12 protein-coding genes are annotated in these 12,747 nt (G+C 66.4%); 6 read left to right on the plus strand and 6 right to left on the minus strand.

The window, feature by feature from the left end; genetic code table 11:
- Positions 1–57 precede the first annotated feature (57 nt).
- The 5 genes from tpiA (at position 58) to B2585_RS04630 (ending at position 4,496) form a co-directional block, all read left to right on the plus strand.
- Positions 58–804, plus strand: coding sequence for a triose-phosphate isomerase (tpiA, locus tag B2585_RS04610; RefSeq protein ID WP_292020493.1), 747 nt, complete (start codon positions 58–60; stop codon positions 802–804).
- A gap of 43 nt (positions 805–847) precedes the next feature.
- Complete coding sequence (locus B2585_RS04615; RefSeq protein WP_292020495.1) at positions 848–2,248, plus strand: pyridoxal phosphate-dependent decarboxylase family protein; 1,401 nt, start codon at positions 848–850, stop codon at positions 2,246–2,248.
- On the plus strand, positions 2,245–3,090 hold the full coding sequence (locus B2585_RS04620) for a TPM domain-containing protein (RefSeq protein WP_292020497.1): 846 nt from the start codon (positions 2,245–2,247) through the stop codon (positions 3,088–3,090). Before B2585_RS04615 ends, B2585_RS04620 begins: the two co-directional genes overlap by 4 nt.
- Before the next feature lie 79 nt (positions 3,091–3,169).
- Positions 3,170–3,814, plus strand: coding sequence for a PAQR family membrane homeostasis protein TrhA (trhA, locus tag B2585_RS04625; RefSeq protein ID WP_292020499.1), 645 nt, complete (start codon positions 3,170–3,172; stop codon positions 3,812–3,814).
- Between the two features lie 115 nt (positions 3,815–3,929).
- Complete coding sequence (locus B2585_RS04630) at positions 3,930–4,496, plus strand: YSC84-related protein (protein ID WP_292020502.1); 567 nt, start codon at positions 3,930–3,932, stop codon at positions 4,494–4,496.
- Positions 4,497–4,559: 63 nt separating this feature from the next.
- On the opposite strand, the gene B2585_RS04635 is transcribed toward B2585_RS04630, so the two are convergent.
- The 3 genes from B2585_RS04635 to B2585_RS04645 all read right to left on the minus strand — a co-directional run bounded on the left by B2585_RS04635 (position 4,560) and on the right by B2585_RS04645 (position 6,799).
- Positions 4,560–5,165 carry a hypothetical protein gene (locus B2585_RS04635; protein WP_292020504.1) on the minus strand — a complete coding sequence of 202 codons (606 nt, stop codon included), beginning with the start codon at positions 5,163–5,165 and terminating at the stop codon, positions 4,560–4,562.
- A complete protein-coding gene (locus tag B2585_RS04640) occupies positions 5,162–5,746 on the minus strand; it encodes a HupE/UreJ family protein (RefSeq protein ID WP_292020506.1) in 585 nt (194 codons plus the stop codon). Before B2585_RS04640 ends, B2585_RS04635 begins: the two co-directional genes overlap by 4 nt.
- A 105-nt stretch (positions 5,747–5,851) precedes the next feature.
- Positions 5,852–6,799, minus strand: a complete 948-nt coding sequence (locus B2585_RS04645) for an NAD(P)-dependent oxidoreductase (RefSeq protein WP_292020508.1) — start codon at positions 6,797–6,799, stop codon at positions 5,852–5,854.
- Here B2585_RS04645 and B2585_RS04650 point away from each other — a divergent pair.
- Positions 6,793–9,270: a penicillin acylase family protein gene (locus B2585_RS04650; protein ID WP_292020510.1), complete on the plus strand. Its 2,478-nt coding sequence runs from the start codon at positions 6,793–6,795 to the stop codon at positions 9,268–9,270. The genes B2585_RS04645 and B2585_RS04650 overlap by 7 nt on opposite strands.
- A 271-nt stretch (positions 9,271–9,541) precedes the next feature.
- Here B2585_RS04650 and hflX read toward each other — a convergent pair whose 3' ends face one another.
- From hflX to B2585_RS04665, 3 genes are all read right to left on the minus strand, one after another.
- Complete coding sequence (gene hflX / locus B2585_RS04655) at positions 9,542–10,831, minus strand: GTPase HflX (RefSeq protein WP_414674037.1); 1,290 nt, start codon at positions 10,829–10,831, stop codon at positions 9,542–9,544.
- Complete coding sequence (gene hfq, locus B2585_RS04660; protein ID WP_292020514.1) at positions 10,828–11,064, minus strand: RNA chaperone Hfq; 237 nt, start codon at positions 11,062–11,064, stop codon at positions 10,828–10,830. Before hfq ends, hflX begins: the two co-directional genes overlap by 4 nt.
- Before the next feature lie 132 nt (positions 11,065–11,196).
- Positions 11,197–12,735: a TrkH family potassium uptake protein gene (locus tag B2585_RS04665; RefSeq protein WP_292020516.1), complete on the minus strand. Its 1,539-nt coding sequence runs from the start codon at positions 12,733–12,735 to the stop codon at positions 11,197–11,199.
- Positions 12,736–12,747 lie beyond the last annotated feature (12 nt).

A 12,747-nucleotide genomic window follows, 5' to 3' on the forward strand; every position in this document is an offset into this window, starting at 1 on the left:
CTTGTCCTTCCGGCCCCGCGCGTTACCCTCACACCAAATCCGGATGGGGAGAGGCAGATGCGGCGCAAACTGGCAGCAGGCAACTGGAAGATGAACGGAACCGGCGCGGAACTCGCCGAGGTCCGCACGATCTGCGACACACACCAGGGCGCGGGGGTCGAGATCCTGCTCTGTCCACCCGCCACGCTCCTCCATCGCCTCTCTGAGGCCGCCAGCAGCGCCATCGCGACTGGCGGACAGGACTGCCACAAGGCCGAAAACGGCGCGCATACCGGCGACATTTCGGCGGGAATGCTGGCCGACGCCGGGGCGAGCTATGTCATCCTGGGCCATTCCGAACGCCGCGAGGACCACGAGGAGACCGATCAGGACGTGCGCGAAAAAGCCCGCGCGGCACTGGCTGCGGGTCTCAAGGTCGTCATCTGCGTGGGTGAAACGCTTGAAGAACGCGACGCGGCCAATACGCTCGACATCATCGCCGGCCAGCTCGCAGGCTCCATCCCCGATGCCGTGACCGGCGACACGCTTGTCATCGCCTATGAGCCCATCTGGGCCATCGGCACCGGCAAGATCCCGACGCTCGACCAGATCGGCGAGGTCCACGATTTCATCCGCTCGCGTCTCGAACAACGCTTCGGCTCCGGCGTGGGTCGGTCCGCGCGCATCCTGTACGGCGGGTCGGTCAAGCCGGGCAACGCGGCCGAGATTTTCGGCGTGTCCAACGTGGACGGCGCGCTCGTGGGCGGGGCCAGCCTGAAGGCCACGGATTTCTCTCCGATCATCGAGGCCCTTGAGAAAGCCTGACAGGGCCGCTACTCCTTAACACGTTAAACAAGGGAGGCCCGGGGTGGATCACGAAGACCTCAATCACTGGTCGAAACGCGCCGCCGACTGGGCGCGCGACTATCACGCGGGGCTGCGCGAGCGCCCCGTGCGCCCCGACACCGCCCCCGGCGCCTTCCGCGCCCGGATCGAAGGGCCGGCGCCAGAAGAGCCCGAACCGATCGAGACGATCTTCGACGATTTCGCCCGCCTCGTGCCCGACGCCATGACCCACTGGCAGCACCCCCGGTTCTTCGCCTACTTCCCCGCCAACGCCGCGCCCGCCTCGATGCTGGCCGAGCAACTGGCCAACGCCATCTCCGCCCAAGCGATGCTCTGGCAGACGGCCCCGGCGGCGAACGAGATGGAGGCGCTCGTCATCGACTGGATGCGCGATGCAATGGGCCTGCCGGGCGACCTGACCGGCACGATCCACGACAGCGCCACCACCGCGACCTTCTCCGCCGTCACCACGATGCGCGAGAAAGCACTTGGGTTTCAGGGGATTGGCGACGGGCTTTCAGGTGCTCCGCGCCTGCGCATCTACGCCTCGGCACAGACACACTCATCCGTCGACAAGGCTGTGCGCCTGTGCGGCATCGGTCAGAACAACCTCGTGAAAGTGCCCGGCAAGGCGGGCGACCCGCTCTTTTCGATGGACCCCGCCGCGCTCGATGCCGCGATCCGCGCGGACCTCGAAGCGGGCCACACACCCGCGGGCGTCGTGCTCGCCACCGGCGGCACGTCCATCGGGGCCTGCGACGACATCGGCGCCTGTATCGACGTCGCCCGCGCCCATGACCTGCCCACGCATGTCGATGCGGCCTGGGCGGGGTCCGCCATGATCTGCCCGGAATTCAGGGACTTGTGGGCCGGTGTTGAGAAAGCTGATTCAATTGTCTTCAACCCGCACAAATGGCTCGGCGCGCAGTTCGACTGCTCGATCCAGTTCCTGCGCGACCCCGGACCACAGATTCAGGCGATGGGCCTGCGCCCCGACTACCTGCAAACCCCTGGCGCGGAGGAAATCGTCAATTACAACGAATGGACGCTCCCCCTCGGTCGCCGGTTCCGCGCACTCAAGATCTGGTTTCTCGTGCGATCCGAAGGGCTTGCAGGCCTGCGCTCACGTTTGCGAAACCACGTCACTTGGGCCGTCGAAGCCCGTGACGCCATCGCGGCCCTCGACGGGTTCGAGATCGTCACCGAACCGATCTTGTCGCTCTTCACCTTCCGCTACCGCGACGATGCGACCACCGCGCGGCTGCTTGACGCCGTGAACCGCGACGGCCGCATCTACCTGACCCAGACCACGCATGAGGGCGCTTATGTCATCCGGATGCAGGTCGGGCAGTTTGACGTGACCCGCGAAGATGTCATGATGGTCCCCGACGTTCTCTCCGAGATCGCCGGGAGCCTGCCATGATCCGACTCGTCGCCGTCCTCGCCCTCCTGTGGCCCACGCTGGCCAGCGCGCAAAGCTGGCCGGTTTATGAAAACACCTACGTCAACGACTACGCCAACGTCCTGCCCGACGACGTGGAGACCCGCGTCAAACGCCAGCTCGAAGTGCTGCGCGAGGAAACCGGGGTCGAGGCGACGGTCCTCACTCTGGGCTCGCGCGGCGGCTTCACGCCCACCAACACGATGGAAGACTTCGCCACCGGCCTGTTCAATCACTGGGGTATCGGTGACGCCTCGAGGAACGACGGCATCCTGATCCTCGTCCTGCGCGACGACCGGCAGATGCGCGTCGAACTGGGGTCGGGCTACGGCAGCGGCTTCAACCGCGAGGCGCAGGACATCATCGACCGCGTGTTCCTGCCCAAATTCCGCAACGACAAGTACGCCGAAGGCATCGAAGACGGTACGGACGCCGTGATCGACCGTATCGCCTATGCCCACTGGAACGGCGAAGAACCTGCCCCCCGCTCCGACGGCGGCGGCGGCGTGCTCGGCTGGGTCATCGGCGTGCTGGCGGTGGGCGGCGGCCTGCTTGCCGCGTTTTCACGGCAGATCCGCGACCGGCTGTCGCGCTGCCCCAACTGTGGCGAGCGCGGCATCCAAACCAAGCGCAACCGGCTTCAGGCCGCGACCCGCTCCCGCACCGGCACGGGCGAAAAGATCACCGATTGCCCGCATTGCGGCCACCACTCGATCATCCCCTACACGATCCCGATGATTACAAGTTCCTCCTCCTCGTCCTCCTCGGGCGGCTCCTTCGGGGGCGGGTCGAGCTCCGGCGGCGGCGCCTCGGGCAGTTGGTAGGCGGCGCCTTGCCGAAAAAGCGGCAAAGTGACCGTTACGTTAACGGAACCTTCGCTGTTTCACGCGTTACACTGAGGTCATGACCCGCTTTGTGCTGAAAGAAACCCTTGCCGAACACATCGCCGACGGCGTGCTCCACGTCATCGGCGTGGTGGCGGCTGTCGCCGGGGCCAGCGTGCTGCTGACATGGGCGGCGCTCTCGGTCGAGGGGGCGCATCTCGCGGCCCTCGTGCCCTATGCCATCGGCCTCATCGCCACCTTCGCCTTCTCGGCGGCCTACAACATGACGCTCCATGCCCCCACCCGCGCGGTGCTGCGCCGGTTCGACCACGCGGCCATCTACCTGATGATCGCCGGAACCTACACGCCGGTCGCGCTGATCGGGGTCGGCGGCGGCTATGGCATCGCACTCGCCACGGCAAGCTGGGCCATCGCGCTCATCGGGGTGTCGCTCAAGGTGATCTGGTTCGACCGGATCGAGCGGCTGGGCTTCTGGCTTTACATCGCGCAGGGCTGGCTCTGCCTCGCCGCCATCGGCCCCATCGTCGCGGCCCTTCCCGCCGCCGCGCTGGTCCTGCTGGTCATCGGCGGACTGGTCTACACCGTCGGCACGATTTTCTACCACAAGGCCCTGCCCTACGCCCGCGCGATCTGGCACGGCCACGTCCTCGCTGCCGCCGCCACGCACTACGTTGCCGTGCTCATGGTCGTGCGTCTGGCCTGAGCCACGCGCGAATTTCCGCCACCCTCTCACGGCGGCGTGACAGCCTGCCCCGCTTCGCGTAGACTCTGGCCCAATCCGGGCGCAGACCCGGCAGCCAGACATGAGGCGACGGGCAATGAACACATACACCAGACGCGGATTCCTTCTGGTCGCGGGCGGCGCAGGTGCGAGCCTCGCACTTGCGGGCTGCGACAACGGCCTTGCATCCCAAGGCTCCGGCACCATCGACGCGCGGGTCGATGCGACGCTGAACTACCTTTTCTCCAGTTATCCCGAGGCGACGGATCTGCGCGACAAGTCGGTCGGCATGTTGGTCATGCCGCTGGTGACCGAGGCCGGCGTTCTGGTCGGCGGCGCCTATGGGCGCGGCGCGCTCCGGGTCGGCGGGGCGACGGTGGACTACTATTCCCAGACCAAGGCCAGCATCGGCATCCAGATCGGCGCGCAGCAATACGCGCATGTGCTGTTCTTCATGACCGAGGATGCCCTGGGCGAGTTCCGCTATTCCCCCGGCTGGGTCGCGGGCGCGGACGTGAAATACGCCGTCGTGAACGAAGGCGACCGGTTCTCGGCAGACACGCTGGCGGGCTCTTCCCCCGTCGTTGCGATGGTCTTCGGCACAGCGGGCCTGATCGTCGGCGCGACCGTCGAAGGATCGAAATACACCCGCATCCTGCCCTGACGCGGTGTGAGGCGCTCGGACCGTGTGGCTAGTACAGCGACACGGTCTTCGCCGACTGACGCCTCAGGCCGTCGCGCCGGTCATGGCGAAGGCAAGGTAGAGCACGAGGATCGCCGCGATCCATGACGCCGCGACGCGCCAGCCGATGCGCGTCACCTCCCCGTCCCAGCGTTCCAGCATGGATCGGGCGAGGCCCGCGATGGCCGCTGTCGCGATGTTCGCCGCAACGAACAACCCCAGCCGGATCGCGACCCCGATCTCGGTGACCGTATGCCCCTCCAGCGAGGCGGCCATTACCACGCCCCCCATGAGGCCCGCCAGAACCGGTAGCGCAGGCCCCAGTCGCCCAAGCGGCGCCACGGCGGCGAGCCCGCCGAGCACCAGCCCGAAGGCCAGCGGGACGAGCGCGATCCACGGCCCCACAAGCGGCGCGAGCGCCATGCCCGCAACCTGCCCGATCAGGAACGCGGGCCAGGCCGCCATCATGCCGTCGGCCTTCCACAACGCCAGCGTCACGGCAAGCGCGGCCAGCGGCAGGATCAGACCGGGGGTGGCGAGGATCACGCCCGCCCCCTCCAGGAACGCGCCATAGGCATCCCGGCCGGTCGAGAAGGCATGGGCATGTGCCGCGCCGGGAACCAGCGCGGCGAGAAGGGCGAGGCGCTTCACGCGACGCCGAAGAGGAACGCCGCCCCGACAGCCGCGATCACACCACCCGCGGCGCGCACCACGACCCGACCGGCGGCCGACCCGACCAGCAAACCAAGCGCGATACCCGCAAGGTGCAGTGCGCCGGTGCCGATCACGAAGCCGATGCCGTAGGCAAAGGGATTCGCGGCTTCCGGCAGCTCGGTCCCATGCGCATGGCCGTGAAAGATCGCGAAGACCCCCACGATCACCGCAGCGACCCAGAGCGGCGCACGCACCGCGAAGACGATCAAGAGGCCCAGCACGACCCCGGACAAGGCGATCCCCGCCTCGACCGCCGGGATCGGCACACCGAGCACACCAAGGGCGCCGCCGAAGGCCATGACCAGCGGGAACACCACCGGCAGGATCCAGATTGCGGGCTTGCCGAGGAACGCGCCCCAAAGACCGACCGCGACCATCGCGATCACATGGTCCCAGCCGAGGATCGGGTGGGTGAAACCGGAAATGAACCCGCCCACGTCCGAGTCGGTATGGGCCTGGGCCGCCCCGGCCAGCAGGATGAGCGGCAGCGCCGCAGCGAACTTGGAAAACGTGGACATGAAAATCTCCCTGATTAAAGCGTCTGCTATCGCGCCATTCCTTCAAGACACGCTAGCGGAGGCCGCAGGGTTTCACCACGACCCCGCGAAAATGTGACCGGCAGCTTACCGCAGCCGCCGGATGAGCGAGGAGGTATCCCAACGGTTCCCGCCCATGTTCTGCACATCCTTGTAAAACTGGTCCACCAGCGCCGTGACAGGCAGCGCGGCGCCCATCTGGTTGCCTTCAGCCAGGCAGATGGCCAGGTCCTTGCGCATCCAGTCGACCGCGAAGCCATGCTCGAATTCGTCGTCCAGCATCGTTTCGTGCCGGTTAACCATCTGCCAGCTTCCGGCGGCCCCGCCGGAAATCGCCTCGACCACGGCGCGCCCGTCGAGCCCGGCCTTCTCGGCAAAGGCCAGACCTTCGGACAGGCCCTGAACGAGCCCGGCGATGCAGATCTGGTTGACCATCTTGGTGAGCTGCCCGGCGCTGACCTCGCCCATCCGCTTCACGGATTTGCCATAGGCCTGCATGATCGGCTCGGCCTTGGCGAACGTGTCCTCGGCGCCCCCGCACATGATGGCGAGCGCGCCGTTCTCGGCCCCGGCCTGCCCGCCGGAGACGGGCGCATCGACGTATCCCACGCCCTGTTCCGCGGCGGCCTCGGCCATGTCGTTGGTGACCATCGCCGACACCGTCGTGTGATCAACGAAGATCGCGCCCGTGCCCATGCCCGCGAACGCCCCGTCATCGGCCGTGCAGATCGCGCGCAGGTCGTCGTCATTGCCCACGCAGGCCATGACGAACTCGGCCCCCTCGGCCGCCTCGCGCGGGGTCGCCGCAGAGGCCCCGCCATGTTCCTTGACCCAAGCCTCGGCCTTGGCCGCCGTGCGGTTGTAGACCGTGACTTCATGCCCCTTGGCGGCAAGGTGGCCCGCCATCGGGTATCCCATCACGCCCAGCCCCAGAAACGCGCACTTGGCCATGTCACTCTCCCTTGATTGCACCTGTGTGTCGGAGCCTTTAATGAACGGGGGCAGCGGACAGGTCAACAAAGGGTCCCATGGCATTTCTCTTCAAATGGATGGTGCGCCTTGTCAGCGCGGCCCTCGTCCTCGCGGGTCTCGCGCTTGCGTTCACCTATTACCTCGCCTCCCGCTCCCTGCCGGATTACGATGTCACCCGCAGCGTGAACGGGGTGAGCGCCGAGGTCGATATCGTGCGCAACAACGCCAACATCCCCCATGTGTTCGGCAGTTCCGACGCGGATGTCTATTTCGGCCTCGGCTATGCCCATGCGCAGGACCGGCTCTGGCAGATGGTGACCATGCGACGCACCGTGCAGGGGCGGCTGTCCGAGATGTTCGGGGCGCGCACGCTCAAGACGGATGAGCTCATGCGCAGGCTCGATCTCTACCGCCTCGCCCGCGAGTCCGTCGAGGATCAGGATGCCGAAACGACCGCGGCGCTCGAGGCCTATGCGCGCGGCGTCAACGCCTGGCTCGACCGGGTCAATGACGAGGCGCTGGGGCGTGGCGCGCCGGAGTTCTTCCTCTTCGACAACGCCATCTCCCCCTGGGTGCCCGCCGATTCCATCGCCATCATGAAGCTGATGGGCGTGCAACTCGCGGGCCATCTTGAGGAAGAGGTGCTGCGCGCCCGCGTGTCGCTCGCACTGGATGAAAAGCAGGTCTCCGATATCCTGCCCGACATGCCCGGAAACGGCGTGGCCGCCCTGCCCGACTACGCGTCCCTGTTCCCCGATCAACCCGGCGCCACGCAATATGCGGCCTATGACACGACGCCCGAAGACGCTTTCATGTACCCGGCCCCGCCGCGCGGACTGGCCGGCGCGTCCAACGCCTGGGCGGCCGCCCCGGACCGGTCTGCGGCAGGTGGCACGCTGCTGGCCAATGACCCGCATCTTGGCTTCACCGCGCCGACGATCTGGTACCTCGCGCGGATGGAGCTGGCCTCCGGCGCGGTTATCGGCGCGACCATTCCGGGGATGCCCGCGATCCTCATCGGGCGCTCTGCCGATTTCGCCTGGGGCCTCACCTCCTCCTACCTCGACGATCAGGACGTGTTCATCGAAAAGGTGAACCCGGAGAATACGGGCGAGGTGCAGACACCCGACGGCTGGGCCGCGCTGACCGAACGCGCCTCGATCATCCGGGTGCGCGATGCCGCCCCGGTCACGATCACGCTCAGGTGGTCGGAAAACGGCCCCGTCCTGCCCGGCACCCACTTCAACCTCGGCTCCGTGACCCCGGCCGGTCACGTCGCCGCCCTCGGCTGGACGCTTCTGAACGGTGACGACACTTCGATGACGGCGGCGATGAACCTCATGCAGGCCAAATCGGTCACACAGGGGATCGCAGCCGGGCGCGACTTCGTGGCGCCAAGCCAGAACGTCACGATGATCGACCGTGACACCATCGCGCTCAAGACAATCGGCGAAATGCCCCGGCGCGACGCCGAGCACATGACCTTCGGCCGTCTCCCGGCCCCCGGCTGGCGGGCCGAGAACCGCTGGATCGGGCGCGAGGCCTACGCCGCGAACCCGCAGTTCGTCGCCCCCTCCGGCGGCATCGTCGGCAACACGAACAACAAGCTGCTCGACCGGCCTTTCCCGCTTCACGTCAGCTATGAATGGGGTGACAGCCAGCGCATTCAGCGTTGGCAGTTCCTGATGCAGAACCGCGAGGTGCATACCCGCGAGAGCTTCATCGAGGCGCAACTCGACACCGTTTCGATCACCGCGCGCAACCTGCTGCCCCTCGTCGGCGCCGACCTGTGGTTCACGGGCGAAGCCGCGCCGGAAGGCACGACCGAACGCAAGCGCCAGCAGGCGCTCGACCTGCTCGCCAACTGGAACGGCGAGATGAACGAACACCTGCCGGAGCCGCTGATCTACATGGCGTGGATGCGTGCGCTGCAAAACCGACTGATCCGTGACGAGCTTGGACCGCTCGCGGGCGCGTTCAACCACCTCGAACCGATCTTCATCGAGCGCGTCTACCGTGACATCCAAGGCGCGGGGGACTGGTGCGACGTCGTGCAATCAGCCCCGACCGAGACCTGCACTCAGATCGCGCGGGAATCGCTCGACGACGCGCTTTTGTGGATCGATGAACACTTTGGCGGCTCTTACGAAAGCCTGCGCTGGGGCGACGCGCACGAGGCGACGCATGACCATCAGGTGCTGGGCGACTTGCCGGTGCTTAAATGGTTCGTGAACATCCGTCAGTCGACATCGGGCGGGGACAACACGCTGATGCGCGGGCGCACCTCGGGCCGGGAGCCGGACCCGTTCCTCAACGTCCACGGCGCGGGCTACCGGGGCGTCTATGACTTCGCGGACCCCGACTCGTCCCTGTTCATCTCGTCCACCGGCCAGTCGGGCCATTTCCTGTCGCGCCATTACGACGATCTGGGCGACCTCTGGCGGCGGGGCGAATATGTGCCCATGTCACTCGATCCCGAGCTCGCCCGCGCCGCATCCGTGGGCACAACCCGGCTTTTGCCCCGCACGCCCTGATCCGCGACGCGGCGTCACGAAACGGGCGGAAATATGCCGCCTCGCACCTAAGGTGCTGTTTTCAAGATTTTTTTGACCAACCGGTCAGACGACAAACGTTTTGGTCAGCAAAAAAAGGCCGACGGGCGGGATCGCCACCCCTAGCCAAATGCCCTTGCCGCAGTCATATACCGCCTCGGCTGTTCAGTTAGCGATCCCAAACGCGCGGGCAGCCTGCCGTCACTCACGGTAGTAGGCCGACCGCCGCAGATGCCCTCTTGCGGCGGTCGGTCTATGTATGAGCTTTGGTGAACTGGGCGGCCTGCTTTTCGGTCCAGCGCACCCGCACCTGCCAGCCATCCTCGGTCTCGGTCTCGTCTTCCACGACGCCGGTGTCATGCAGCCACGCGCGCTGGCGACCTTCGGCAAAGGGAATATCGAGCGTCTGATCGAACGTGTCCTGCGTCAGTGCGGTGTCGATCACGGCGTAAAGCCGCTCCAGCCCGTCGCCGGTCAGGGCCGAAATCGCGACGACCTCCTCGGTGCGTTCGGCCTGCGTCTCATAGGCCGTGCGCGTCTCCGCCGGAAGCTGGTCGATCTTGTTCCAGACCTCGATGAGCGGCACGTCCTCCTCGACCCCGAGATCCGCGAGAATCGAAAGAACGTCCTCTGCCTGCTCCTCGCTCTCGTCGTGGGAAATGTCGCGCACATGCAAGATCAGGTCCGCGCCCAGCACCTCTTCAAGCGTGGCGCGGAAGGCCGCGACAAGTTGCGTGGGCAGGTCCGAGATGAAGCCCACCGTATCCGACAGGATCACCTGCCGCCCGCCGGGCAGGTCGATGGACCGCATCGTGGGGTCCAGCGTGGCAAAAAGCATGTCCTTGGCCATGACTTCGGCCCCGGTCATCCGGTTGAACAGCGTCGACTTTCCGGCGTTGGTGTAGCCCACGAGCGCCACGACCGGAAACGGCACCTTCGCGCGCGAGGCGCGGTGAAGCTCGCGGGTCCGCACGACCTTGGAGAGCTGTTTGCGCAGCCGGTTGAGCTGCTCGTCGATGGCCCGCCGGTCCGCCTCGATCTGCGTTTCGCCGGGGCCACCCACGAAGCCCAGTCCGCCGCGCTGACGTTCAAGGTGGGTCCAGGCCCGCACCAGCCGCGTGCGCTGATACGACAGCGCGGCCATCTCGACCTGCAACACGCCCTCGCGCGTCGCGGCCCGGTCCGAGAAGATCTCGAGGATAAGCCCGGTCCGGTCGAGGATCTTGACCTTCCACTGGCGTTCCAGATTGCGCTGCTGCACCGGGCTGACCGGCCCGTCGATCAGGACGAGCTCGATGTCCTTGGCCTTGATCCCCTCCGCCAGCTCCTCGGTCTTGCCGGTGCCGAACAGGTGGCCGGGATGGGGCTTGGCGAGGCGCACGATCTGCGAGCCCACGACCTCCAACCCCGGCAGCGCCAAGGCCAGAGACACGGCTTCCTCAAGCGCGGGCTCCGCGTCACGACGCTCCTGATCGGACGTCAGTTCAGGATGGATGACCCAGGCGCGCGTGACGCCGGGACCGGTCCCCGTATCCAAGATCAGCTATCGTCGCCGTCGTAGAGATTGATCGGCTGCGACGGCATGATGGTGGAAATCGCGTGCTTGTAGACGAGCTGGCTTTGCCCGTCCCGCTTGAGCAGCACGCAGAAATTGTCGAACCACGAGATCACCCCCTGCAACTTCACGCCGTTGATAAGGAAGATCGTGACAGGCACCTTGGCCTTGCGCACATGGTTCAGAAACGCGTCCTGCAAATTCTGTTTGTCAGCAGCCATCGCTTATTGCCCTTGTTTTATCGTGCTGCCGTTATCCGGCAGGTGAGTATCCCAATTCCAATCGAGTGTAATGGAGGCATCGGGAATTTAAACCCCCCAAACATCATGGGTTTGCGGAAAACTTGGGCAGGCTCACGGGAGGATCTGCCGCCCTCTCGGCCGCCACACGTTGGGCGACAGGAGCGCGACGATGGCCAGAAGTTCGAGCCGCCCGAGCACCATCGCGGCAGACAGAACCAGCTTGGCCGAGACCGACATGGTGCCGAACCGGATCGGCTCCGACGCCGCGACATCGGCCAGCGGGCCTGTCGTGGTCAGGGCAGCGACGGTCAGAACGACCGATTGCTCGAAGTTTTCCCCGGTGAAGGAAAACGCCATCATTACTACGGCCACGGACAGGGTCATGAGCATGAAGAACACCCATGCCATATAGGCCCCGCCGCGCCGGATGTGGCGCGCCTCGCTCCCCGACCCGGCGACCGAGTTGGGATGGACCAGCTTGTCCAGTTCGCGCCGCCCGTGCTGATACAGCGCCCAGACGCGCAGGAGCTTGGCCCCGCCCGCCGTTGTCGCCACCCCGCCCCCCACGAGCGCAAGGCCCATGAGGATAAGGCCCGGTGTCGACAGCCCCGACCACGCCTGACTCGACTCCCACGCCGCGCTGACGAACCCGGTGGTGGTCAGGAAGGAAAACACCGTGAACACCGATCCCCAGAGCGAGGCGAGACCGGACAGAAGCGTCATGTCGCTCGCCACCTCATAGGCCCCGAAGAAATGGCGCAGGAATAGAAACAGCGGCACCGTCGCGACGAAGAACAGCGCGAGCCGCACTTCGGAATCATGGAGAAAGCCGGTCACTTCGGACCCCTGCCCCTCGCGCGAGAACGCGAGCCGCGAGACGGCGAAGATAAGGAAGATCGCCACCATCACCTCTCCGCCATAGCCCGCGCTCCCGCCCGCAACGCCGCCGACCGGCGAGATGCCCGAGGTCGAGAGCGTCGACATGGCGTGACAGATCGCGATGAACGGCGTCTCACCAGCCAGGATAAGGCCCAGCCAGAGGGTCGCGGTCAGGCCCGTGTAGACCGGGAACAGCTTGATCGCATAGGTCCGCACCCGCGACGACAGATCCGCCACCTTCTCGATCTGCGTGATCTGCGCCCCGGTCGTGGCGATGCGCCGGGCGCGCACCTCGAACCCGCCAAGCGCCATCGGCGCAAGCACGGCAATGGCGCTCACCCACATGAACAACCCGCCAAGCCAACCCACGGTGGCGCGCCACAGGTGGACCGACTGCGGCAACCGCCCCGGTTCGGGAAACAGCGTCGCCCCCGTCGTGGTCAGGGACGAAACCATCTCGACATAGGCGTTCAGGAACGTCGTGTTGCGTACGGCCTGCTGAAACGGCACCGCCAGCACCAGCGGCAGGACCACGAAGATGACCAGCAGGCCGACAAGGTGGCGGCGCGGCCGGTCCGACCGCTCCCGCCCCGCCAGCGCAATCGCGAACATCAGGGCCAGCAACATCGTCAGCAGCGCATAGAGCGCAAAGGTGCCCGCAACCCAGGGCGCACCTATGGCGACCGCATGGGCCGCCGGGACCAGCATCAGTAGCGCGGACAGACCCGTGACGGTGACGAGCAGCGGGAGGCGGGCGATGAACGGAAGCATCCCGCGCGGGCC

It is taken from the genome of Maritimibacter sp. UBA3975, assembly GCF_002384975.1.
Lineage (GTDB): Bacteria > Pseudomonadota > Alphaproteobacteria > Rhodobacterales > Rhodobacteraceae > Maritimibacter.

Bases quoted from the DNA above. Each gene is read 5' to 3' on its own strand.
- tpiA (WP_292020493.1), top strand. From the start codon at position 58: ATGCGGCGCAAACTGGCAGCAGGCAACTGGAAGATGAACGGAACCGGC.
- B2585_RS04620 (WP_292020497.1), top strand. From the start codon at position 2,245: ATGATCCGACTCGTCGCCGTCCTCGCCCTCCTGTGGCCCACGCTGGCC.
- trhA (WP_292020499.1), top strand. From the start codon at position 3,170: ATGACCCGCTTTGTGCTGAAAGAAACCCTTGCCGAACACATCGCCGAC.
- B2585_RS04630 (WP_292020502.1), top strand. From the start codon at position 3,930: ATGAACACATACACCAGACGCGGATTCCTTCTGGTCGCGGGCGGCGCA.
- B2585_RS04640 (WP_292020506.1), bottom strand. From the start codon at position 5,746: ATGTCCACGTTTTCCAAGTTCGCTGCGGCGCTGCCGCTCATCCTGCTG.
- B2585_RS04650 (WP_292020510.1), top strand. From the start codon at position 6,793: ATGGCATTTCTCTTCAAATGGATGGTGCGCCTTGTCAGCGCGGCCCTC.
- B2585_RS04645 (WP_292020508.1), bottom strand. From the start codon at position 6,799: ATGCCATGGGACCCTTTGTTGACCTGTCCGCTGCCCCCGTTCATTAAA.
- hfq (WP_292020514.1), bottom strand. From the start codon at position 11,064: ATGGCTGCTGACAAACAGAATTTGCAGGACGCGTTTCTGAACCATGTG.
- B2585_RS04665 (WP_292020516.1), bottom strand. From the start codon at position 12,735: ATGCTTCCGTTCATCGCCCGCCTCCCGCTGCTCGTCACCGTCACGGGT.